General features: G+C 73.8%; 17 protein-coding genes. 6 read left to right on the top strand and 11 right to left on the bottom strand.

Annotated elements, in window-relative coordinates; all coding sequences use genetic code 11:
- Nucleotides 1–540: 540 nt before the first annotated feature.
- On the bottom strand, nt 541–1995 hold the full coding sequence (locus AB0I68_RS23170; protein ID WP_363179247.1) for a diaminobutyrate--2-oxoglutarate transaminase family protein: 1455 nt from the start codon (nt 1993–1995) through the stop codon (nt 541–543).
- Between the two features lie 250 nt (nt 1996–2245).
- Here AB0I68_RS23170 and AB0I68_RS23165 point away from each other — a divergent pair, with 250 nt between their 5' ends.
- Complete coding sequence (locus AB0I68_RS23165; protein WP_363179246.1) at nt 2246–3421, top strand: hypothetical protein; 1176 nt, start codon at nt 2246–2248, stop codon at nt 3419–3421.
- Nucleotides 3422–3543: 122 nt separating this feature from the next.
- Here AB0I68_RS23165 and hflX read toward each other — a convergent pair whose 3' ends face one another.
- The 6 genes from hflX to miaA form a co-directional block, all read right to left on the bottom strand.
- A complete protein-coding gene (gene hflX, locus AB0I68_RS23160; RefSeq protein ID WP_363179245.1) occupies nt 3544–5049 on the bottom strand; it encodes a GTPase HflX in 1506 nt (501 codons plus the stop codon).
- A 140-nt stretch (nt 5050–5189) separates the two neighbouring features.
- Entirely contained in the window at nt 5190–6635 is a 1446-nt protein-coding gene (locus tag AB0I68_RS23155) for a M1 family metallopeptidase (RefSeq protein ID WP_363179244.1), read from the bottom strand.
- 171 nt (nt 6636–6806) lie between these two features.
- Nucleotides 6807–8930 (bottom strand): HD domain-containing protein, encoded by a 2124-nt coding sequence (locus tag AB0I68_RS23150; RefSeq protein WP_363179243.1) that lies wholly within the window; start codon nt 8928–8930, stop codon nt 6807–6809.
- A 140-nt stretch (nt 8931–9070) separates the two neighbouring features.
- The gene (dapF, locus tag AB0I68_RS23145; protein WP_363179242.1) at nt 9071–9946 is read right to left on the bottom strand and encodes a diaminopimelate epimerase; all 876 of its coding nucleotides are present in this window, start codon (nt 9944–9946) and stop codon (nt 9071–9073) included.
- A gap of 44 nt (nt 9947–9990) precedes the next feature.
- Nucleotides 9991–10527: a hypothetical protein gene (locus AB0I68_RS23140; RefSeq protein ID WP_363179303.1), complete on the bottom strand. Its 537-nt coding sequence runs from the start codon at nt 10525–10527 to the stop codon at nt 9991–9993.
- A 131-nt stretch (nt 10528–10658) separates the two neighbouring features.
- Complete coding sequence (miaA, locus tag AB0I68_RS23135) at nt 10659–11597, bottom strand: tRNA (adenosine(37)-N6)-dimethylallyltransferase MiaA (RefSeq protein ID WP_363179241.1); 939 nt, start codon at nt 11595–11597, stop codon at nt 10659–10661.
- A 232-nt stretch (nt 11598–11829) separates the two neighbouring features.
- Here miaA and AB0I68_RS23130 point away from each other — a divergent pair, with 232 nt between their 5' ends.
- The gene (locus AB0I68_RS23130) at nt 11830–11979 is read left to right on the top strand and encodes a gliding motility protein (protein ID WP_363179240.1); all 150 of its coding nucleotides are present in this window, start codon (nt 11830–11832) and stop codon (nt 11977–11979) included.
- 23 nt (nt 11980–12002) lie between these two features.
- The gene (locus tag AB0I68_RS23125; protein ID WP_363179239.1) at nt 12003–12248 is read left to right on the top strand and encodes an antitoxin; all 246 of its coding nucleotides are present in this window, start codon (nt 12003–12005) and stop codon (nt 12246–12248) included.
- Nucleotides 12249–12321: 73 nt separating this feature from the next.
- Here the strand turns inward: AB0I68_RS23125 and AB0I68_RS23120 are convergent, their stop codons facing one another.
- Both AB0I68_RS23120 and miaB read right to left on the bottom strand, forming a co-directional pair.
- The gene (locus tag AB0I68_RS23120) at nt 12322–13029 is read right to left on the bottom strand and encodes a hypothetical protein (RefSeq protein WP_363179238.1); all 708 of its coding nucleotides are present in this window, start codon (nt 13027–13029) and stop codon (nt 12322–12324) included.
- A 307-nt stretch (nt 13030–13336) separates the two neighbouring features.
- Nucleotides 13337–14863, bottom strand: coding sequence for a tRNA (N6-isopentenyl adenosine(37)-C2)-methylthiotransferase MiaB (miaB, locus tag AB0I68_RS23115; RefSeq protein WP_363179237.1), 1527 nt, complete (start codon nt 14861–14863; stop codon nt 13337–13339).
- Between the two features lie 403 nt (nt 14864–15266).
- On the opposite strand from miaB, the gene AB0I68_RS23110 reads away from it, so the two are divergent.
- Complete coding sequence (locus AB0I68_RS23110) at nt 15267–16262, top strand: TAXI family TRAP transporter solute-binding subunit (protein WP_363179236.1); 996 nt, start codon at nt 15267–15269, stop codon at nt 16260–16262.
- A 22-nt stretch (nt 16263–16284) separates the two neighbouring features.
- On the opposite strand, the gene AB0I68_RS23105 is transcribed toward AB0I68_RS23110, so the two are convergent.
- Complete coding sequence (locus AB0I68_RS23105; RefSeq protein WP_363179302.1) at nt 16285–17226, bottom strand: ROK family protein; 942 nt, start codon at nt 17224–17226, stop codon at nt 16285–16287.
- 84 nt (nt 17227–17310) lie between these two features.
- Entirely contained in the window at nt 17311–18342 is a 1032-nt protein-coding gene (locus AB0I68_RS23100; protein ID WP_363179235.1) for a LacI family DNA-binding transcriptional regulator, read from the bottom strand.
- Between the two features lie 413 nt (nt 18343–18755).
- Between AB0I68_RS23100 and AB0I68_RS23095 the strand changes: the two genes are divergently transcribed.
- Both AB0I68_RS23095 and AB0I68_RS23090 read left to right on the top strand, forming a co-directional pair.
- The gene (locus tag AB0I68_RS23095; RefSeq protein WP_363179234.1) at nt 18756–20057 is read left to right on the top strand and encodes a glycosyl hydrolase; all 1302 of its coding nucleotides are present in this window, start codon (nt 18756–18758) and stop codon (nt 20055–20057) included.
- A gap of 99 nt (nt 20058–20156) precedes the next feature.
- Nucleotides 20157–22388 (top strand): endo-beta-N-acetylglucosaminidase, encoded by a 2232-nt coding sequence (locus tag AB0I68_RS23090; RefSeq protein ID WP_363179233.1) that lies wholly within the window; start codon nt 20157–20159, stop codon nt 22386–22388.
- Nucleotides 22389–22431: the final 43 nt, after the last annotated feature.

Genomic DNA, 22431 nt, shown 5'->3' with positions numbered 1-22431 from the left:
TCGGGCCCTCCCGTGGCATCCGTCCCGGCCGGCAGCCACCGCCGCGGGGCCGATCCCAGGATCCGGGCGGAGTCACCGACCGGGTCCGGCCCGCCCGTGGCATCCGTCCCGGGCAACAGCCAGCGAATGGGCGGCGGGGCCGAGCCCGGCGCCTCCTGGATCCGCGCGGAGTTACCGACCGGGTCCGGCCCGCCCATGGCATCCGTCCCCGGCGGCAGCCAGCGGGTGGGCGGCGGGGCCGAGGCCGGTGCCTCCGGCTCCGGGGCGGATCCGCCGAGGGCGCCGGTGGCGCCGGTCGCTCTTGGGCTGCTGGTGGCGCGGTTCCGCCACGGGGTGGCTTGGGCTGAGTCCGACGCCTCCGGCTCAGGCACCGGGTCGTCGGTCCTGTCCGGGCGGGCCGGGGCGGGGGGTCGGGGTGGCTGCGACGCTGCTGCCGGGCGGTGCGCCGCGGGCTCGTGCGTTCCGCCCGGGGTTGCGAGGTGGGGCGCCGGGGTGTCGGTGGCGGGGTGCTGCGAGTCGGGCATCGCGGGTCCTTGTGGGTCAGTGGGGCCGACGGGCTACGGCGGCGGGGATGGCGTCGGCCAGGCGGTCGAGGACGGCGGAGGCCTGTTCGTCGGTGAGGGTCAGCGGGGGAAGGAGGCGGACGACGCCGGCGTGGCGGCCGCCGAGTTCGACGATCAAGCCGCGGTTCAGGCACTCCTGGCGGACGGCCGCGGCAAGGTCCTGGGCTGCCGTCCCGGTGTCCGGGTCGACGAGTTCGACGCCGATCATCAGGCCGCGGCCCCGGACGTCCCCGATGCAGGAATGGGCGGAAGCCAGGCCGCGCAGGGCCGTCAGCATCCGCTCGCCCAGGGCCGCGGCGCGCTCGGCGAGACGGTTCTTCCGTACGTACGCCAAGGTCGCGGTCCCGGCCGCCATGGCCAGTTGGTTGCCGCGGAAGGTCCCGGCATGCGCTCCGGGCGCCCAGACGTCCAGGCCCGACCGGTACACGATCACCGCCAGCGGGAGACTGCCGCCGATCGCCTTGGACAGGACCATCACGTCCGGCACCACCCCGGCATGGTCGACACCCCAGAAGGCGCCGGTGCGACCGACGCCCGTCTGCACCTCGTCGGCGATCAGCGGGATCCCCCGGGCCTCGGTGATCTCGCGCATCCGCCGCAGCCAGGCGTCCGGGGCCGGGAAGACCCCGCCCTCGCCCTGCACCGGCTCGACGATCATCGCCGCGGGCGTCGGTACCCCGCCCTTGGGATCGTCCAGCAGACTCTCGGTCCAACGGGCTCCGAGCCGGGCGCCCTCGGGGCCGCCGACCCCGAACGGGCAGCGGAAGTCCTGCGGGAACGGCAGCCGGGTCACCCGTACGTCCGGGGCTCCGCCCGAGGCCCCCAGGGCATCGGCGGTCATCCCGTGGTAGGCCCCGGTGAAGGCGAGCAGCCCCGAGCGCCCGGTGGCGGTGCGGACCAGCTTGAGCGCGGCCTCCACGGCATCCGTACCGGCCGGCCCGCAGAACTGGATACGGGCGTCGGCGGCCAGCGCCGGCGGGAGGCAGGCGAACAGCTCGGTGGTGAAGGCGTCCTTGACCGGGGTCGCGAGGTCCAGGACGTGCAGCGGGGCTCCCGAGTCGAGGACGCCCCGGACCGCTTCGAGCACCACCGGGTGGTTGTGCCCCAGCGCGAGGGTGCCGGCCCCGGAGAGGCAGTCCAGGTAGCGCCGCCCGTCCGCGCCCTCGATCGTCAGCCCCCGGGCGCGCACGGGGACGATGGGCAGCGAGCGCGCGTACGTCCGGGCGGCGGACTCCCGCATCGCCTGCCGGCGCAGGATGCCCTCCGCCGCGGCCGGTCCGCCGGGCCCCGCTCCCCGGCTCCCCTGCGGCGGAACCTGTGAAGGCACCGGCGGTACCTGAGGCACCTGCGCGGCGGCCGCGCCCTGCTCGGTCAAAGCCACGAGTGTCGGACCTCCCGCACGGACTGCTCCACCGGATTGCGCCTCGAACATGGACGCTGCGACCCCATCCCCCGTACGTACCAACGACGGTGGCGGCGACGGATCACGGGTGGGCCCAAGATCCTTGTCCCGCGCGGACTTCGGAGGTGTTCTCCGGGCGCGGAACCGCGGCCCCGGGCTGTGCCGTCCCCAACGACAGCGGCATAGTGGGGTGCTGCACTCGGCGGCACGCACCTCGCGTGCCCCGTGTACCTCAACTGCACCGCGTCCCACGCCCAGAACCACCAGGGGGATTCACGACATGCGACCGAACCGACCGGTCACCGCGATCCTGTGCGCGGCGGCACTCGTCATGACCGCCGCGGCCTGCGGACCCGGCGACGGGGAGGCCGGCGGCGACGCCAAGCCGACCGTGGCGGCGAGCCTCCCGTCCGGAGCCGACGGGATCAAGATCCCGGACCAGCTCAAGGACAAGCTCAAGCAGCACGGCTTCGACCTGGACAAGTGGAAGGGGGGTGCGTGGAAGAACTGGAACCAGGAGGACTGGCTCCGCGAGGCGGGCGACTACGTCAACCCGATCATCGACGACCTGTGGGACCCGGACCGGATGCGTGAGGCCGACAAGACCCCGCAGTCCCCGGCCGTCGACCCGGATGCCGGCAAGGACCAGGGCGTCACCGACCCGACCCCCGCGCCGGTGACGGCGAAGGCCGCCAACGCGCCGTACCACACGACCGTTCCGGTGTCGGGCAAGGTCTTCTTCGACGGCCCCGAGGGATCCATGGTTTGCTCGGCGACCGTGGTCAAGGACCCGGCCCACCCGGGCAGGTCCAACATGGTCTGGACGGCCGGCCACTGCGTGCACGCGGGCAAGTCCGGCGGCTGGTACCGCAACATCGCCTTCGTCCCCTCGTACAACAACGCGGGCAAGCCGGCGGCGCAGCTCAAGGGCGCCCCGCGTGACCAGGTGGCTCCGTACGGCGTGTGGTGGAGCGACTGGGCGCAGACCTCGGACCAGTGGATCGCGAACGGCGGTCCGACCGGTGGCGCGGGTGCCCCGTACGACTTCGCGGTGCTGCACGTGACCCCGGAGAAGAGCACCGGGAAGTCCCTGGAGGAGACGGTCGGTTCGGCGCTCCCGGTGGAGTTCAACGCCCCGGCGGTGCCGAAGGTCGCGAGCATCACGGCGACCGGCTACCCGGCGGCGGCCCCGTTCGACGGCCAGAAGGCCTTCCAGTGCGCCGACAAGCCGGGCCGGCTGTCGCTGGTGGCGAACGCCCCGGTGATGTACCGCATCGGCTGCACGATGACCGGCGGGTCCTCCGGCGGTGGCTGGGTGGCGACGGGCAGTGACGGCAAGCCGGCGCTGGTGTCGAACACCTCGATCGGCCCCGCGAAGGCGGGCTGGCTGGCCGGACCCCGGCTGGGTCCTGAGGCCAAGGGGATCTTCGACGCAGTGAGCGCCAAGTTCAAGTAGCCCCCACCCGCGTCACAGCGAGATACCCGCGTCACACCGCGGACACGACCGAGGGCCCCCTGCTGCGATGCAGGGGGCCCTCGGTCGTGTCCGCGGTGTACGGGTACGGGTAGAGGTACGGGTTACCGCTTCGCCGGCACGTACGGCGCCAGATCCGCCGCCAGTTCCTGGTGGACCCGGACCTTGAGCAGGGTGCCCTCCGGGGTGTGCTCCTCGGAGAGGACCTCGCCCTCGGCGTGCGCCCGGGCGACCAGCGAGCCGCGGGTGTACGGCACCAGGGCCTCGACCTCGACCTCGGGACGCGGCAGTTCGGAGTCGATGAGCCCGAGGAGCTCCGCGATGCCCTGCCCCGTGCGCGCCGAGACGGCGATGGAGTGCCGCTCGATGCGCAGCAGTCGCTGCAGTACGAGCGGATCCGCGGCGTCGGCCTTGTTGATCACCACGATCTCGGGCACGTTGACCGCACCGACCTCGCGGATGACCTCGCGCACCGCCGCCAGCTGCTCCTCCGGCGCCGGGTGCGAGCCGTCCACGATGTGCAGGATGAGATCGGAGTCGCCGACCTCCTCCATCGTGGAGCGGAACGCCTCGACCAGGTGGTGGGGCAGGTGCCGGACGAAGCCGACGGTGTCGGCCAGGGTGTAGATCCGGCCGCTGGGGGTCTCGGCCCGGCGCACGGTCGGGTCGAGGGTGGCGAACAGCGCGTTCTCCACCAGTACGCCCGCGCCCGTGAGGCGGTTGAGCAGCGAGGACTTTCCGGCGTTGGTGTAGCCGGCGATGGCGACCGAGGGCACCTTGTTGCGGCGCCGTTCCTGCCGCTTGATGTCGCGGCCGGTCTTCATCTCCGCGATCTCCCGGCGCATCTTCGCCATCTTCTCGCGGATCCGGCGCCGGTCGGTCTCGATCTTGGTCTCACCGGGGCCTCGGGTGGCCATGCCGCCACCGCCGCCGCCACCCATCTGCCGGGACAGCGACGCACCCCAGCCGCGCAGGCGCGGCAGCATGTACTGCATCTGCGCGAGAGCGACCTGCGCCTTGCCCTCTCGGGACTTGGCGTGCTGGGCGAAGATGTCGAGGATCAGGGCGGTCCGGTCGACCACCTTGACCTTGACGACGTCCTCGAGGGCGATCAGCTGGCCGGGGCTGAGCTCACCGTCGCAGACGACGGTGTCGGCTCCGCTCTCGAGCACGATGTCGCGCAGCTCGCGGGCCTTGCCCGAGCCGATGAAGGTGGCCGGGTCCGGCTTGTCACGGCGCTGGATCACACCGTCGAGTACGAGGGCGCCCGCCGTCTCGGCGAGGGCGGCGAGCTCCGCGAGGGAGTTCTCGGCGTCCTGCACCGTGCCGGAGGTCCACACGCCCACCAGCACGACGCGCTCCAGGCGCAGCTGCCGGTACTCGACCTCGGTGACGTCTTCGAGCTCGGTGGAGAGGCCGGCCACACGGCGAAGCGCCGCGCGTTCGGAGCGCTCGAACTGCGCGCCGTCCCGGTCTCCGTCGACCTCGTGGCCCCAGGCGACGTCCTCTTCCATCAGGGCGTCGGCCCGAAGGCTCTCGGTGAAGCTCTGCGAGTCCGGCACGTCCCGTGCGTCCCGCGCGTCCTGGGAAGGGGAAGAAGAGGAGGTCATTGGATCCTTACGTCGATATCGAATGGGGCCGTGGCCACGCGTGCCAGTGGCCTAACACTGTCACGTCCAACGCGTCACATCGCCGGGAGATTCCCCCGGCGTGCGGCCCCGTCGATGGTGGCATGCCCGTTCCCCGTCGGTCACACGCTTTTCGGCCCGCCCCACTCCGGGTGCCCGGGCATCGCCGGGGTCGTCTTCCCGTACAGCCAGGGCTTCAGGAAGGCTGCCAGGTCCCGTCCGGCCACGTCCGAGGCCAGGCGTACGAAGTCGTCGGTGCCGGCGGTTCCGTCCTGGTGCTCCGCCACCCAGCGCCGCTCGACCCGGTCGAAGGCCTTCGTGCCGATCTCCTGCCGCAGCGCGTACAGGATCAGCGCGGCCCCGTCGTAGACCACCGGCCGGAACAGCCCGATCTTCTCGCCGGGGGCGGCGGGCTTGGGCGCGGCCGGGGGCCCGCCGGCCGCCCGCCACTGGTCGGAGCGCTGGTACGCCTCGCGCATGCGCCGCTCCAGGGAGTACTTGCCGAGGCCGTCCGCGTACAGGGCCTCGTACCAGGTGGCGTGCCCCTCGTTGAGCCACAGGTCGGACCAGGTCCGCGGGGTGACGCTGTCGCCGAACCACTGGTGGGAGAGCTCGTGGACCATCACGGCCTCCACGTACCACTCGGGGTAGCCCTCCCCCGAGAACAGGCCGTTCTCGAAGAGCGAGAGGGTCTGCGTCTCCAGCTCGAATCCGGTCTTCGCCCGCGCGATCAGGACCCCGTAGTTCTCGAAGGGGTAGCGGCCGACGTGCTGCTCCATCCACTGGATGTGCCCGGCGGTCTTCTTCAGCCAGGGTTCCAGCCGCTTCCGGTCCGCGGCCGGGACCACGTTGCGCAGCGGCAGCCCGTGCGGACCGGTGCCCGCCACCACCGCCGAGCCGCCGATGGACACCTGCGCGAGCTCGGTGGCCATCGGGTGCAGGGTCCGGTACGTCCACGTGGTCGAGCCTGCGGCCCGGGGGGCCGGGAGCGCGCCCGGCACCCCGTTGGCGACGGCGGTGAGACCGGCCGGGGCGGTGATCCGGAAGGTGAAATACGCCTTGTCCGCCGGGTGGTCGTTGCACGGGAAGACCCGGTGGGCCGCGTCGGCCTGGTTGGCCATGGCCAGGCCGTCGTCGGTGGGCACCCAGCCCCCGTCGGCGATGCCGCGCGGATCGCTGGTGTGCCGGATCGCGATGTGCAACGGCACGTTGGCCGCGACGGGGCTCGCCGGGGTGAGCACGAGGTCCTCGCCGGCGCTCTCGAAGTGCGCCGGCTCGCCGTTGACCTCGGCGGACGCCACCGTTCCGTGGGTGAAGTCCAGGTTGATCCGCTCCAGCGGCTCCAGGGCGCGGGCGTCGATGACGGTGACCGCGTCGAGCGGGCTCTTGTTGTCCTTGTACGTGAAGGACAGGTCGTACGAGAGGACGTCGTACCCGGGGTTGCCGAGCTGCGGGAACAGCGTGTCGCCGATGCCCAGCGGCTTCGGCGGGGGCAGCACGGCGGCGACGAGGGTGAGGGAGGCCGCGGCGAGCAGGGCGGCGCGCAGGCGCGGGGAGGAGAGCTGCATCCTCCACCGCTTACCAGCGCCCGCCGCGCGCCCGGGTACGGCGCGCGACGGTTCCACTCGAACGGGACCTTCCGGCGGCGCCCGGCGCAGTCTCGGCCTGCGCCCGGCCCGGGCTCCGCCTCCGCGCGGCCCGGGCCCGGCCCTGATCCGCCGGGCACCCCTAGGCCACCTCTAGGCCCGGCGCACGTCGTAGACGCCCGGCACGTCCCGCATCGCCCGCATCAGGGCCGGCAGTCCCGTCGCGTCGGGCAGCTGCAGCGTGTACGTGTGCCGGACGCGCTGCTCGACGGGCGGTTCCACGGTCGCGGAGACCACCTCGACCCCTTGGCGGGCGATGGCCTCGGTCAGGTCGGCCAGCAGATGCGGGCGGCCGAACGATTCGGCGAGCAGGGTGACCCGGCAGTCCGCCGTGGCCCGCCAGTGCACGGCGACGGAGGTCCGCCCCAGGGCGCGCATCTGGGCCACCGCCGCGCAGTGGATGCGGTGGACGGTGACGGCCCCGCCCCGGACGACGAACCCGGCGACGGCGTCCGGCGGCACCGGTGTGCAGCAGCCGGCCAGCCGTACGGTGGCGTCCGGCAGGTCGGCGACCGCGTTGCCGCCGCCGCCGCGGGCGCCGACCACGGACAGCGGTGCCCGGGCGGCCGTGGTGGTGGGTTTCGCGGAGTCGGGGTGCGCCTGGAGCCAGCTGCTGATGGCGATCCGGGCGGCCGGGGTCCTGGCGTGCCCCAGCCAGTCGGCGGCAGGCCCCGAGGAGGCGTCCTGGGCGAGGAGCAGCTGGACGGTGTCCCCGTCGGACAGCCGGGAGGCCAGGGAGGTGAGGCGCCCGTTGACCCGGGCGCCGATACAGCCGTGGGCCGCCTCGCCGTACTGCGCGTAGGCGGCGTCGATACAGCTGGCCCCGGCGGGCAGGCTGATCGTGCCGGGGGCACCGCCGTCGGCGCAGAACACGGTGATCTCCCGGTCCTGTGCCAGCTCGGCGCGCAGCACGCTCCAGAAGGTGTCGGGGTCGGGCGCGGACTGCTGCCAGTCGAGGAGGCGCGACAGCCAGCCGGGCCGGGTCGGGTCGACCCGCTCCTCGTCGCAGTCGGCGGCGTCCGCCGGGGAGCCGGGCTCTGCCGGTGTGCCGGTCTCCGCCGCGGCGGTGGCGTACGGATTGCCGAGGGCGACCACGCCGGCCTCGGCGACCCGGTGCATCTGGCGGGTGCGGACGATGACTTCGGCCACGTACCCCTCGGGCGTGGCGACGGCGGTGTGCAGCGACTGGTAGAGGTTGAACTTCGGGGCGGCGATGAAGTCCTTGAACTCCGAGACGACCGGGGTGAAGCAGGTGTGCAGCTCGCCCAGCACGGCGTAGCAGTCGGCGTTCTCGCCGACCAGCACGAGGATGCGGCCGAAGTCGGAGCCGCGCAGCTCGCCGCGCTTGAAGGCGATCCGGTGCACGGAGACGAAGTGCCGGGGCCGGACCTGCACCTCGGCTGCGATGCCCGCGTCGCGCAGGACGGCCTTGACGGAGTCGGCGATGGCGGGCAGCGGGTCGCGTTCCCCGGCGTGGGCCGCGATGAGCGCGCGGGTGTGCTCGTACTCCTCGGGGTGCAGGATCGCGAAGACGAGGTCTTCCAGCTCGGTCTTGAGGGCCTGGACGCCGAGCCGTTCGGCGAGCGGGATGAGGACGTCGCGGGTGACCTTGGCGATGCGCACCTGTTTCTCGGGGCGCATCACGCCGAGGGTGCGCATGTTGTGCAGCCGGTCGGCGAGTTTGATGGACATGACGCGGACGTCGTTGCCGGTGGCGACGAGCATCTTGCGGAAGGTCTCGGGCTCGGCGGCGGCCCCGTAGTCGATCTTCTCCACCTTGGTGACGCCGTCGACGATGAAACAGACCTCGTCGCCGAACTCCGCACGGACCTGATCGAGGGTCACCTCGGTGTCCTCGACGGTGTCGTGGAGCAGAGAGGCCGTCAAGGTGGTGGTTTCGGCGCCGAGTTCGGCGAGGATCAGGGTGACGGCGAGCGGATGTGTGATGTACGGCTCACCGCTTTTTCGCATCTGGCCGCGGTGCGAGGACTCCGCGAGCACGTACGCGCGGCGCAGGATGGACAGGTCCGCGTCCGGGTGGTGGGCGCGGTGTGCCTCGGCGACGTGGCCGATGGCATCGGGGAGCCGGTCTCGGGACGTGGGCCCGAGAAGGGCAGCGCGCCCGAGTCGTCGCAGGTCAAGGCGGGTCCGGCCCCGTCTGCGGAGTTCAGGGCGCGCTTCGGGTCGTGCTTCGGGGTTCGTGGCCTCTGCACTCATGGGCACCTCCGGCGGCTTCGACCGGCGGTGGTGGGCATGGGGTGAGCCCTCAGGGCCGGTGCCTGATGCTACCGACCCCACCACGTGGCGCAGTCCGCCTCTCGCTGAGCGTGAAACGGATCACCCATTAGAGGGAAGCTTCAGCCGAAAGCCGTTTCGGTGAGCCAGGCCGCGTCGAACTCGCCCGCGGCCACGATGACGGCCGGTCCGGTCATGTCGATCTGCCCGTCGGGGTGTTCGGTGATGAGGAGCGTGCCGCCGGGGAGGTCGACGGTGTACGTGACGGGCTCGCCGGTGGCGGCCGGGGCGGCGCCGTCGCGGCGGATGGCGGCCACGGCGACGGCGCAGGCGCCGGTGCCGCAGGAGCGGGTCTCGCCGGAGCCGCGCTCGTGGACGCGCATGGCGACGTGGCGGGGGCCGCGGTCGACGACGAACTCCACGTTGACACCCGTCGGGTAGACCTCGGCCGGGCTGAACGGGGGCGGGTCGAGCAGCTTGCCGGCGTGGTCCAGGCTTTCAACGAACGCGACGGCGTGCGGGTTCCCCATGTTGACGTTGCGGGCGGGCCAGGCGCGGTCGCCGACCGTCACGGTGACCTGCTCCTCGGGGAGGACGGCGCGGCCCATGGAGACCGTCACGTCGCCGCTCTTGTCGAGGTGCACCCGCTTGACGCCGCCGCGGGTGGCGACGGCGAGGTCGCCGGGCTCGACGTGGCCGGCGTACTGGAGGTAGCGGGCGAAGACGCGGACGCCGTTGCCGCACATCTCGGCGATGGAGCCGTCGCTGTTGCGGTAGTCCATGAACCATTCGGCCTCGTCGGCCAGGTGCGCCGCCTCGGGGTGCGCGGCGGACCGGACGACGTGCAGCACCCCGTCCGCGCCGATCCCGGCGCGCCGGTCGCACAGCTTCGCGACGGCGGCCGCGGGCAGCTCGACGGCGTTGTCCGGGTCCGGGACGATCACGAAGTCGTTCTCGGTGCCGTGGCCCTTGAGGAAGGAGAGGCTCGTCTGCGTCACCCGCCCATGGTACCGAGCGGGGTCTTCGGGCAGGTCGGCGGCGTCTACCGGAGTCGCGCGACCCGGTACACGGCCAGGGCGACGAGTGCCAGCGCGACCAGGGCGTACAGCCCGGCCATGCGCCAGTCGGGGCGGCGGCCGCTGCCCCGGGGCGGGAGCCCGGGCCAGGTGTAGCCCACACGGCGCGCGGCCATCATGCCCCAGCCGCCGGCGCAGGAGCTGATCAGGAAGCCGAGCATGGCGACCACGGCTCCGCCGTCGCCGAACTCGAAGGCGAGCGGGAAGGCGAACATCAGGGAGCCGGTCGCGGCCAGCATCACGATCGGGGCGATCTGCCAGATGCGCAGCCGGCGCTGCGGGCGCAGCTCGACCTCGAACTCGGGACCGGCAGCGGCCTCCGCCTCGGCGGTGTCCGGTACGTCCGGGCCGTCGGGGGTCAGCCGTGCGGGGTCTGCGGGCAGGCCGAGGCCGTCGGGCTCGGGAGGCTCTCCCCCGGCTACCGCCGGGAGGCGCCCGAGAAGCGTCGGGTCCGCTTCCCGCCTCGTCCCGTCCTGCCCGGTGTCGCGAGGGCCGGCCTCCATTGCCACGCGCCCTCCCCACTCGGACTTCGCACGCCGTCGTTCACCGCCGGTGACCACACCTGCGGAATTTGATGATGGCACGGCTCGGGGCCCCGAACGGGCGCGCGGGGCGTCCCGATGCCATCACGTGATCAGGCTGTGACCGCTCGTTCGATCAACGACTGCGCGAGTCCGACGAGTTCCCCCCGGTCCGCGACGGCACCGCTGAGCCAGTGCACCCGGGGGTCCCGGCGGAACCAGGAGTCCTGACGGCGGGCGAACCTCTTGGTGGCGCGGACGGTCTCGGCCCGGGCCTCGTCCTGCGTGCACTCGCCGGCGAGGGCGGCCAGCACCTGCTGGTAGCCGAGCGCCCTGGAAGCGGTGACTCCGTCGCGCAGGCCGCGGGCCTCCAGCGTGCGGACCTCGTCGACCAGCCCGGCCTCCCACATCCGGTCCACGCGCAGGGCGATCCGCTCGTCGAGCTCCGGCCGGGCCACGTCGACGCCGATCTGCACGGTGTCGTAGACCGACTCGTGGCCGGGCAGATTGGCGGTGAACGGCTTCCCGGTGATCTCGATGACCTCCAGGGCGCGGACGATGCGGCGGCCGTTGCTGGGCAGGATCGCCTGGGCGGCGGCCGGGTCGGTGGCGGCGAGGCGGGCGTGCAGGGCGCCGGGGCCGCGCAACGCGACCTCCGCCTCCAGCCGGGCCCGGACCTCCGGGTCGGTGCCCGGGAACTCCATGGCGTCGAGCGCGCCGCGGACGTACAGGCCCGATCCGCCGACGAGGACGGGCGTACGGCCCTGGGCGAGCAGCTTGTCGATCTCGGCACGGGCCAGACGCTGGTACTCGGCGACGCTCGCGGTCTCGGTGACGTCCCAGATGTCGAGGAGGTGGTGCGGGACGCCGCCGCGCTCCTCGGTCGTCAGCTTGGCGGTGCCGATGTCCATCCCCCGGTACAGCTGCATGGAGTCGGCGTTGACGACTTCGCCGTCGAAATACTGGGCCAGGGCTACGCCCAGATCGGACTTTCCGGCCGCGGTGGGACCGACGACGGCGATGACCCGCGGGGCGGGAGCTGCATTCCTCACCGCCCCAGTCTCGCAAACCCTGCGGCATGCACCCGATCGAGTTACGTGACGGGGTGGTGGCGGAGTCGTTGCCCTGGCGAGGTTCCGCCCGGCGTACGACCGGCGGAGGCCGGGCCGAACGAGGCGGAACTTCACCCGCACGAGTAACGTTATGGGAGTAGACATGGGCGTTTTTGATCGGTTTTTTCGTCGTAAGGGCGAAGATGCGACCGCGGAGGTCGCGTCCGAGGACGTGACGACGGAGTCCGAGGCTGCGGTCGGCGAGACCGGGGCCGAGTCGGCGACCACGGAGGCTCCTGCGGCGGAAGCCGTGGACATTCCGAAGCAGCAGTCGGCGGAGGCCGCCGCGGACAGCGAGGCCGGCGAGAGCGCCCGTACGTAGCTACAGCCACTGGAAGGTGACCCATGGGCCTGCTGGAGAATCTGAAGGCCAAGCTCGCTCCGGCGAAGGACAAGGTCGGCGACCTCGCGCAGCAGCACGAGGGCAAGATCGGCCAGAACCTCGACAAGATCGCCCAGGCCGTGGACTCCAAGACCAAGGGCAAGTACCACGGCCACATCGAGACCGGCACGAGCAAGGCGAAGGACGCCCTGGGCAAGATCGCGCACAAGGACGCCCCCGGCGGGCCGACGCCGCCGACGGCTTCCTGACGGGGTCCCGGAAGGAAGGGCGCGCGTTCCGCGGAACGCGCGCCCTTCCTCTTGCCCGGGTTGCCCGGGCCCGCTAAGACCAGGCGGCGACGAAGTAGCCGACCCCGTACGGGGCGTCCTCGTACAGCAGCCGCCCGTCGAGGCCCGCGCCCTCCGCGGCGCCGGCCAGCACCTGCCAGGGGGCCCGGCCGGCGGCCTTGAGCTCGTACGCGAGCTCGGCGTCGAGGGCGGCGAGCGCGGCCACGTCGGCGGCGGCGAGGGCGCGGGCCGCGGCGGCGTCGAAGGCGGCGGCGCGGTCGTCGAGGTACCCGGGGGCCTTCAGGGTGCGGCAGGCGCTGCCGTCGCCCATAACGAGGAGCGCGACGCGCTCTTCGCGCACGGCGAGCCCCCGGCCGGCCTCGAGGCACTGCGCGGTCCCGAGCGGTTCCCCGACGCCGAGGCCCTCCACGGGCGCGGCGCCCCAGCCGGCCCGGCCGAGGAGCCAGGCGCCGACGGCGAGGGACGGCGGGAGGAGCCGGGGGCCTTCGTCCCCGGACCCGAGCTGTACGTCGGCCTCGACGCCGAATCCGCGGAAGCTGCCGCGGGCGCCCTGCGGGTAGGGGCCGCGGTGGTCCTCGTCGGCGGCGCCGATGACGACCAGCAGATCGGGGCGGGAGGCGGCGAGCACCGCGAGCGCGTCGGAGCAGGCGGTACGGGCGTCGCCGAGTTCGGCGGCGGCCCCCGCGGCGACCTCGGGCACGAGGAGCGGCGGGGCGGGGCAGACGGCGGCGGCAACGAGCATGATCCGCAGCCTAGCCGTCGCGGGGCGGAACGGGGCCTCGGCGGGCCCCTCCGCTCCAGGGGCTCCGGCCCGGGGCCGCTGGCTCTGCCGGGCCCCGGTTCCGGCGCAGATTCCGCGCGGCGGGGACCGGACGTGGCGCGGGCGTGCCGCGGACGTGGCGAGCGGACGTGCCCGGGCCCTGCGGGGCTGCCCCTGCCCGCCCTTCCACCGTTCCCCGGGGCTGCCCGCCCAGCCCCCCAGCCCCCCCGGCTGCACACGCCGAAGGGGCCGGGAGCGCCCGGCGCCGCCGAGCTGTGCGAGCGGAGCGTCAGGAAGAGGCGGGCAGGGCGCAGCCCGAGGTGGCCGCCGGCAGGGGGGCCGGGACGCCCAGCGTCGGAATGCCGAGCATGACGCCCTGGGGCTGCGCCGGGGCCGCGTTGCGCTTCTCCCAGGCGTCGCCCGCGCGGGTACGGCGTACCGACTCGGTCGGGCCCTCGGCCAGGAGGTGGTGCGGGGCCGCGTATGTGATCTCCACCGTCACCACGTCACCGGGACGGACCTCCGCCTCCGGCTTCGTGAAGTGCACCAGGCGGTTGTCGGGGGCACGGCCGGACAGGCGGTGGGTCGTGCCGTCCTTGCGGCCCTCGCCCTCCGCGACCATGACGTCCAGCGTGCGGCCGACCTGCTTCTTGTTCTCCTCCCAGGAGATCTCCTCCTGGAGGGCGACCAGCCGCATGTAGCGCTCCTGGACGACCTCCTTCGGGATCTGCCCCTCCATGTCGGCCGCCGGGGTCCCGGGGCGCTTGGAGTACTGGAAGGTGAACGCGTTGGCGAAGCGCGCCTCGCGCACCGTGTGCATCGTCTGCTGGAAGTCCTCCTCCGTCTCACCGGGGAAGCCCACGATGATGTCGGTGGAGATCGCGGCGTGCGGGATGGCGGCGCGGACCTTCTCGATGATGCCGAGGAAGCGCTCCTGGCGGTACGAGCGGCGCATCGCGCGCAGGATGCCGTCCGAGCCGGACTGCAGCGGCATGTGCAGCTGCGGCATCACGTTCGGCGTCTCGGCCATCGCCGCGATCACGTCGTCCGTGAAGTCCCGCGGGTGCGGAGAGGTGAACCGGACCCGCTCCAGGCCCTCGATCTGGCCGCAGGCGCGCAGCAGCTTCGAGAAGGCCTCGCGGTCGCCCAGATCGGAGCCGTAGGCGTTGACGTTCTGCCCGAGCAGGGTGATCTCGGAGACGCCCTCGGCGACCAGGGCCTCCACCTCGGCGAGGATGTCGCCGGGCCGGCGGTCCTCCTCCTTGCCGCGCAGCGCCGGGACGATGCAGAACGTGCAGGTGTTGTTGCAGCCGACCGAGATCGAGACCCAGGCGGCGTACGCGGACTCGCGGCGGGTCGGCAGCGTGGACGGGAACGCCTCCAGCGACTCGGCGATCTCGACCTGCGCCTCCTCCTGGATGCGGGCGCGCTCCAGCAGGACGGGCAGCTTGCCGATGTTGTGGGTGCCGAAGACGACGTCCACCCAGGGGGCCCGCTTGACGATCGTGTCGCGGTCCTTCTGCGCGAGGCAGCCACCGACGGCGATCTGCATGCCGGGGCGCTTGGTCTTCATCGGGGCGAGCCGGCCGAGGTTGCCGTACAGCTTGTTGTCGGCGTTCTCGCGGACGGCGCAGGTGTTGAACACCACGACGTCGGCGTCACCGTCGCAGCCCTCGGGCGCCCGCGTGTAGCCCGCGTCCTCCAGCAGACCGGACAGTCGCTCGGAGTCGTGCACGTTCATCTGGCACCCGTAGGTGCGCACCTCGTATGTTCCCTTGACGTCCACTGCCGTGCTCCGGTCGCTGCTGCTGGTCATGCAACAAGGGTAGGCGGTACCCGGAAGCCCTCCGGCCCCCCGTGCAGCCGGCCCGCGGGCAGGCGGCGGCCGAAGAGGACGGGCAGCAGGTCCTGCGCGGCCCGTGTACGGGGGTTCCGCTGCCGAGGGCCCGGTCGAGGTCGTCGGCAGCGGACAGCAGAGCCCGCGCTGAGCGGGCGGGTCGCCCTGGCCTGGCTGCGGACGGCCCGGCGGGGCCGGCGGCGCGCAGGCTGCTGGAGCGGCTGCGGACCAGGTTTGCGCCGGGGGGCGATTCGGGCGTGGGCTCGGGCGTCGGATCCGCTGGGGGATCCGGGGGCAGATCCACGGGGTCGCAGGGTCGGATCCGGGGGCCCGGGCCGGGCGGCCCGTGACAGGGCGGCGGGTCGGTGGCAGGATCGCGGCCATGGCTCACGTACCGCCCCGCATCCGCAGGCGCACCGCCCTGTGGGGGCTGGTGGCCGTACTCGGGGTGCTCGGACTGCTCGCGTGGTGGCTGAGGCCCTTCGGGCAGCCGGAGCTCAAGGGCGGGCTGACCTTCAGCACGGGTGTCCGTACGGGCGTCTACCACCGCTACGGCCAGCTGCTGGAGCAGGCGCTCGCCCGGGACATGCCCGGCGTGAAGGTGCGGCTGGAGACCAGCCAGGGCTCGCAGGAGAACCTCCAGCGGCTGGCCGCCGGGAAGGCCGATTTCACCATCGCGACGGCCGACGCGGTCTCCAAGTACCGGGCCGACGGAAAGCCGGGCGCGGACCGGCTGCGCGGCGTCGCGCGGCTGTACGACGACTACGTCCAGCTGGTGGTGCCGGCCGGGTCGACGGTCCAGTCGGCGCGTGACCTGAAGGGCAAGCGGGTCGCGGTCGGCCAGCCGGGATCCGGGGTGCGGCTGATCTCGGAGCGGCTGCTGGCGGCGGCCAAGCTGGACCCGGCGCGGGACATCACCCCGGTGCCCATCGGCATCGACGCCATGCCGGCGGAGCTGGAGGCCGGCCGGATCGACGCGTTCTTCTGGTCCGGCGGCCTGCCGACGAACGCGGTGCGGGAACTGTCGGAGCGGTTCGAGATCCGGCTCGTGCAGCTCGGCGACCTGGTGGAGTCGCTCCAGGCGAGCGGGAGCCCGGCGCGGTACTACCGGGCGGCGGTGATGCCCCAGGACGCCTACACGCGGGCCAGGAACACGTCGGCGGTGGCGACCCTGGCCGTGCCGAACCTGCTGGTCACCACGGAGGGGACGGACCCGGAGCTGACCGAGCAGTTCACGCGGACGGTGATCCTCAGCCGTGACGGGATCGGGCACGAGGTGCACGCGGCGCAACTGGTGGACCTGCGCACGGCGATCTACACCGACCCGCTGGACCTGCACGAGGGCGCCCGGCGGTACTACCGGTCGGTCAAGCCGTAGGGACGGTCAGGCGCAGAAACGGTCAGGCGCCGGGCAGCAGCATCAACGCCGCCGCGGCCGCGCCGATCAGTCCCGCGTGGGTGCCCAGGGCCGCCGGAACCACCCGGAGGCCCTTCACGAACGAGAGCGCGGCGTAGTCGGCGAGGTGGGCCCGGATCGGCGCGAAGAGGGTGTCGCCCGAGGTGGCGACGCCCCCGCCGATGACCGCGATGTCCGTTTCGACAAGGGTCGCGGTGGCGGCGATGGCGGCGGCCAGGGCGCGGCCCGCGCGGTCGAAGGCGGCCACGGCGACGGGATCCCCGGCCTCGGCGGCCACGGCCACGCCCGCCGCAGTGGCATCCCCGTCCGGGCTCGCCGGGGTCCAGCCCTGGGCCAGGGCCCACCGGGCGATGGCGGTGCCCGAGGCGATGGACTCCACGCAGCCGTGGCCCCCGCAGACGCACGGCTCACCGTCGAAGGCCACGCTGATGTGGCCGATGTGGCCCGCGTTACCCGTGCGGCCCGGGTGGAGCTGGTTGTTCAGGATCAGCCCGCCGCCCACCCCGGTGGAGACCACCATGCACAGGGCGTTCGCGTGCCCCCGGGCCGCGCCCAGCCAGTGTTCGGCCGCGGTCATCGCCACGCCGTCGCCGGCGAGCACGGTGGGGAGCGCCGTGCCGTGCCGTGCCAGTTCGGCCTCGACCCGGGCCTGGATCGGGAACTCCCGCCACGCCCCGATGTTGACCGGGCTCACCGTGCCGCGGGAGGCGTCCACGGGGCCCGCGCTGCCGATGCCGCAGCGGACCGCCGACGGCCAGAGCGGGGAGCCCGCGAGGTCGGCGACGACCTCGGCGACGGCGGCGAAGACCGCGTCGCCGTCCGCGCCGGGCGGGGTCGGGCGGCGGGTGGTGGCCGTCATCGTGCCGTCGGGGTGCACCAGGGCGCCGGCGATCTTCGTACCGCCGATGTCGATCGCGACCGTCAGGCCGGCGGCCGCGGAGGTGGCCCGCGGTGCGGGGAAGGCGGGGTGGGGACTCGTCACGGCAGCGGCTCCAGGAAGGGGTCGGGTTCAGTATGCGGTCGGCGGCGGGGCCGTACTCTCCCGGGGCTCCAGCCGGGGCTGCTCGCTCTCGCGGGCCCGGGGCGGACTCCCGGCGAGGACGGCGAGGAGCTCCTCGGCGGCGAGCCGGCCGAAGCCCGCGGTGTCGCGTACGAGGGCGGTGAGCCGGGGGTGCGTGACCCGGCACAGCGCGGAGTCGTCCCAGGCCACCATGGAGATCCGGCCGGGGACCGCGATGCCCAGCTCGGCGGCGACGGCGATGCCGGCCACCGCCATCACGTCGTTGTCGTAGACGAGCGCGGTCGGCGGTTCGGGCTCGGCGAGGACCCGGCGGGTCGCGGCCGCCCCCTCGGCGTCGGAGTAGTCGGTGACCACCGAGCGCACGTGCTCCGGGCCGAGCCCGCGCGCTGCGGCCTCGGTGCGCAGCGAGGCCATCCGGCGGGCGGTGTGGGCGAGGCCGGGCAGCCCGGCGATGTGGGTGATCCGGCGGTGGCCCAGCCCGTACAGGTGGTCCAGGACCTGGGCCATGGCCCGGGCGTCGTCGGCCCAGACCGAGGACAGGGGGCCGGTCCCGCCCGCTGCGCCGATCATGACGGCCGGGAGGCCGAGCTGCGCGAGGAGCTCCGGGCGCGGGTCGTCCGTGCGCGGGTCGACGACGAGGACCCCGTCCACGCGCCGCTCGGCCCACCAGCGGCGGTAGACGGCGCATTCGGCGTCGATGCCGTCCACGACCTGGAAGAGCAGGGCGACCCGGCCCGCGGACAGCACCTCCTGGATGCCGGAGACCAGTTGGAGGAAGAAGGACTCGACGCCGAGGGTCTGCGCAGGCCGGGCGAGCACCAGTCCGACCGCGCCGGAGCGTTCGCCGGACAGGGCGCGGGCGGCGCTGTTGGGCTGCCAGCCGAGTTCCTCGGCGACCCGGCGGATCCGGGCGCGGGTGTCCTGGGACACGCCGGGCCGGTCGTTGAGCGCGAAGGAGACGGCGCTCTCGGACACCCCGGCCCGGCGGGCGATGTCCTTGATGGTGGGTCTGCGGGCCATGGCCTGCCTCTTCATCCCTCGGGTGCGTCAAGTACGCCGCGTACGCGGACGGCAATGGCGGGACCGTACGCGATCCTGCCCTGGCAGGCCGCCTTGACCAGCATCCAGTACGTGCCCGGCACGACTCCCGACGACGGCCGGAGCCCGCACGCCTGTTGGAGGTGCAGCGGGATCAGGGTGAAGGCGGGGAGGCCGGTGATTTCCCCGCACTTCCTTCGGGAACGCCAGTGGCCGAAAAGAACTAAACCGCATTAGCTCACCCAGCTTCAGACGCCGACAACCCTGCTGTCAACAGCGCTGAAGCGCATAAGTCCACCACTCCGCCCGGAGCCGAAGGCCCTGTTGACTTTCTCCCGTGGAGCCCGGCAGCTTATGGGGTGTCCGGCGAATTCCCCTGAACTCCAGGACCATTCATGCGCGACGGCACCGCCGTTCCCCCGCCCGCCCGCACCCCCGCCCGAGCCCCGGCCCGCACCCTCCGTTTCGGCGCCAACTACACGCCGGCCCGGGGCTGGTTCCACCACTGGCTCGACTTCGACCTCGACGAGATCAGGGCCGACCTCGACTCGGTCGCCGCGCTCGGGCTGGACCACATCCGGGTCTTCCCGCTGTGGCCGGTGTTCCAGCCGAACCGGACGCTCATCCGGCCGCGCGCCGTCGAGGAGCTCGTCTCGCTCGCCGACGCGGCCGCCGAGCGCGGGCTCGACGTCAACGTGGACGGCCTGCAAGGCCACTTGTCGAGTTTCGACTTCCTGCCCGCGTGGACCGGGACCTGGCACCGCCGGAACATCTTCACCGACCCGGACGTCGTCGCCGGGCAGGAGGAGTACCTGCGCACGCTGGCCGCCGCCCTCGCCGACCGGCCCAACTTCCTCGGCATGACCGTCGGCAACGAGATCAACCAGTTCGCCGACGCCCCGCATCCGGACCCGGACCGGATCACCCGTGAGCAGGCGGGCCGCTGGCTGGAGCGGATGCTCGCGGCCTGCGAGAAGGGCGCCCCGGGCCGGTTCCACGTGCACGCCGAGTACGACGCCGCCTGGTACCAGGACGGGCACCCCTTCACGGTGGCGCAGGCAGCCCGGCTGGGAGCGGCCACGGCCGTGCACTCCTGGGTGTTCAACGGCACCGCGCAGCGCCACGGGCGGACCGGGACGGCGACCGAACACCACGCCGCGTACCTGGTCGAGCTGTCGAAGGCCTGGGCGCGCGATCCGGACCGGCCGGTGTGGCTCCAGGAGGTCGGGGCGCCCGCCCCGCTGATCCCGCCGGAGCACGCGGCTTCCTTCACCGAGGCGACCGTGGCGAACGTCCTGGACTGCCCGGGCCTGTGGGGCGTGACCTGGTGGTGCTCGCACGACGTGTCCCGGGAGCTCGCGGACTTCCCGGAACTGGAGTACGGGCTCGGCCTGCTCACCAACGACCGCAGGACCAAGCCGGCCGGCGCGGCCGTCGCCCGGATCGCCGGGGAGTGGCGGGGCCGGGAGCACCGCCCGGCCGTCCGGTCGACCGCGCTGGCGGTGGACGTCGGCGGGGCGGAGGCCGCGCCGAGGCGCTCGGTGTGCGCTCCGGGCGGGGCCTACTTCGAGGCCTGGGCCGCGCTGGCGGCCGAGGGAGTCCGCCCCGCGGTGGTCCTGGCGGAGCTCGCCGAGGACCCCGCCCATCTGTCCGCGCGCGGCATCACCGAGGTGGTGCGCGTCCGCGACGTCACCTGACCGACCGCCACCCCACGCGTCACGCGTCACCCCCGTCACCTCGTCACCCTGCCGCCGCGTCGCCCCGTCACGCGTCACCCCGTCACCGAGGAGCCCCGCATGTCCGAGACCGGCAACGGCGCCGACCCTCGCACCGCCCGTTCCCTCCGTACGGCGCCTCCGGCACCTCCGGCACCTCCGACACCGCCGGCGCCTACGGCGTCTGCGACCCGGCGCGGGGTGCTCGCCGCCGGGGCCGGGGCAGGGGCCACCGCGCTGCTCGGCGCGGCCGGCGCGGCCACCCGGGCGCAGGCCGCACAGGCCGCCCCGGCCCCGGGCGTTCACGCCACCCGGGGCACGCAGGCCGACGCCACCCCGCCCCCGGCCGAGCTGGCCCCGTACGCCTCCTACTGGTTCCCCGACTCGCTCCCCCAGGGCTCCCCCGGCCCGGGCATCACCTGGCGCTCGCTCCGCCAGTGGACCCCCGAGTCCGATCCGGACCTCGCGTACAACACCGCGACCGTGCCGCTCGCGCCCCGCTTCACCCCGGTCCCGCCGAACGCGGGCGCCCGCGGCGGCCAGGCCCGGATCTCCTCGCTCGTCTCCTTCGGGCCCACCTCCCGGAACCCCTCCCAGGGCTCCGCGACCGCCGACTACTACGCGCTCACGCACTGGGCGTACCTCGACGAACTCGTGTTCTGGGGCGGCTCCTCCGGCGAGGGCATCGTGCTCGCCCCGAACGCGCCCGTGGTCGACGCGGCCCACCGCAACGGCGTCCCGGTGCTGGGCAACGTCTTCCTGCCGCCCGTCGTGTACGGCGGCGACCTCCGGTGGACCCGGGACCTCGTCCAGCAGGACGCCCTCGGCCGGTTCCCGATCGCCGAGAAGCTCGTCCAAGTGGCGCGGACGTACGGGTTCGACGGCTGGTTCGTGAATGCCGAGACCGACGGCGGGGACAGCTCGCTCGCCGCCCGGATGCGGGAGTTCCTGGGCGCCCTGCGGGCGGCCGGCGCCCCGTACGGCCTGCGGATCACCTGGTACGACGCCCTGAACAGCACCGGCCGGGTCGGCTGGCAGGGCGCGCTCAACCAGCTCAACCAGGAGTTCTTCGAAGACCGGGCGGGCCGGGTCGCGGACACGATGTTCGTCGACTTCCGCTGGACGGCGCAGACCCTGGCCGCATCCGGCGCGCTCGCCGGCCGGCTGGGCCGTTCCCGCCACGAACTGTGGGCGGCGCTCGACATGGAGTCGGACGGCTGGAATTCCACCGTCCACTGGGATGCGATCATCCCGCGCGACCGCGACCACGTCGTCAGCATCGGCTTCTACCGGCCCGAGTGGACCCTGAGCCACCTCACCGACCGCTCCCCCGGCGCCTTCCACCACGCCGACGACCGGTTCTGGACGGGCGAGTCCCTGGACCCGGCCCACCCCGCGCCCGAGGGGACCTGGCGGGCGCCCGCCACCGCCGTCGCGGACCGGTCCACTGTCACCGCCCTCCCCTTCGCCTGCGCCTTCAACACCGGACACGGGGAGCGCTGGTACGAGGACGGCAAGGTCACCTCCGGCACCCCCTGGAACCACCTCGGGCTCCAGGACCGGCTCCCGGGCCGCCGCTGGGCCGTGCAGAGCGCCGGGCCGCGCCCGTCCGTCACGCTGGACTTCGCGAGGGCCTGGCGCGGCGGCTCCAGCCTCCTGGTGGCGGGCAGACTCACCGCCCCGGCCACCGTCGGGCTGCACGCGACCCGGCTGCCCGTGACCGGGTCCGCCGTCCTGGAGCTGGTGCACGCCACCGAGGCGGGCGCGCTCACGCTCGAGGTGGGCGTGGCCACGCGCGAGCCGGCCGCCCCCGGCGAGCCCGTCCCGTACACCTGGCTGAAGCCGCAGACCGAGGGCTCCGGCCGGGGCGGCTGGCACACCTCCCGGGTCGGGCTCTCGTCCCTGGCGGGCAGGACCGCGTACGGGCTGGCCGTACGGATCACGGCCCGCGGGAACAGAGCGGTGTCCTGGCGGCTCGGCGCCCTGTCGGTACGCGACGACACCGCGCGGCGGCGCCCGGCGTCTCCGAGTGCGCTGACCGTGGACGCCTCGGCCCAGCAGGACGGCAAGGCCTCCGTGCGGCTGTCCTGGCGCCGGGCAGCCGGGCCGGTCCGCCACTACGAGCTGTACCGCCTGCTCCCGGACGGCACCCGCCGCTTCCTCGGCGGCACCTGCGGCACGGCCCTCCACCTCCCGGCCGTCACCCGCGCCGGCCGGGAGCGGGCGGCCGCCTTCGAGGTCCGGGCCGTGGACGAGCTGTACGCGGCCTCCGCCCCTGCCGGGACCACCCTCCCGTGGACCGGATCGGCCTGACCCGGGCCGCCCCGGCACGACCCGGCACGACCCGGCAGCGGCA

It is taken from the genome of Streptomyces sp. NPDC050448, assembly GCF_040655295.1.
Lineage (GTDB): Bacteria > Actinomycetota > Actinomycetes > Streptomycetales > Streptomycetaceae > Streptomyces.
The sequence above is the reverse complement of the archived record's forward strand: the minus strand, read 5'-3'. Positions and strand labels throughout refer to the sequence as shown.

Bases quoted from the DNA above. Each gene is read 5' to 3' on its own strand.
- AB0I68_RS23100 (WP_363179235.1), bottom strand. From the start codon at position 18,342: ATGGCCCGCAGACCCACCATCAAGGACATCGCCCGCCGGGCCGGGGTG.
- AB0I68_RS23090 (WP_363179233.1), top strand. From the start codon at position 20,157: ATGTCCGAGACCGGCAACGGCGCCGACCCTCGCACCGCCCGTTCCCTC.
- hflX (WP_363179245.1), bottom strand. From the start codon at position 5,049: ATGACCTCCTCTTCTTCCCCTTCCCAGGACGCGCGGGACGCACGGGAC.
- miaB (WP_363179237.1), bottom strand. From the start codon at position 14,863: ATGACCAGCAGCAGCGACCGGAGCACGGCAGTGGACGTCAAGGGAACA.
- AB0I68_RS23110 (WP_363179236.1), top strand. From the start codon at position 15,267: ATGGCTCACGTACCGCCCCGCATCCGCAGGCGCACCGCCCTGTGGGGG.
- AB0I68_RS23120 (WP_363179238.1), bottom strand. From the start codon at position 13,029: ATGCTCGTTGCCGCCGCCGTCTGCCCCGCCCCGCCGCTCCTCGTGCCC.
- AB0I68_RS23165 (WP_363179246.1), top strand. From the start codon at position 2,246: ATGCGACCGAACCGACCGGTCACCGCGATCCTGTGCGCGGCGGCACTC.
- AB0I68_RS23095 (WP_363179234.1), top strand. From the start codon at position 18,756: ATGCGCGACGGCACCGCCGTTCCCCCGCCCGCCCGCACCCCCGCCCGA.
- AB0I68_RS23125 (WP_363179239.1), top strand. From the start codon at position 12,003: ATGGGCCTGCTGGAGAATCTGAAGGCCAAGCTCGCTCCGGCGAAGGAC.
- AB0I68_RS23170 (WP_363179247.1), bottom strand. From the start codon at position 1,995: ATGTTCGAGGCGCAATCCGGTGGAGCAGTCCGTGCGGGAGGTCCGACA.
- AB0I68_RS23155 (WP_363179244.1), bottom strand. From the start codon at position 6,635: ATGCAGCTCTCCTCCCCGCGCCTGCGCGCCGCCCTGCTCGCCGCGGCC.
- AB0I68_RS23140 (WP_363179303.1), bottom strand. From the start codon at position 10,527: ATGGAGGCCGGCCCTCGCGACACCGGGCAGGACGGGACGAGGCGGGAA.
- AB0I68_RS23150 (WP_363179243.1), bottom strand. From the start codon at position 8,930: ATGAGTGCAGAGGCCACGAACCCCGAAGCACGACCCGAAGCGCGCCCT.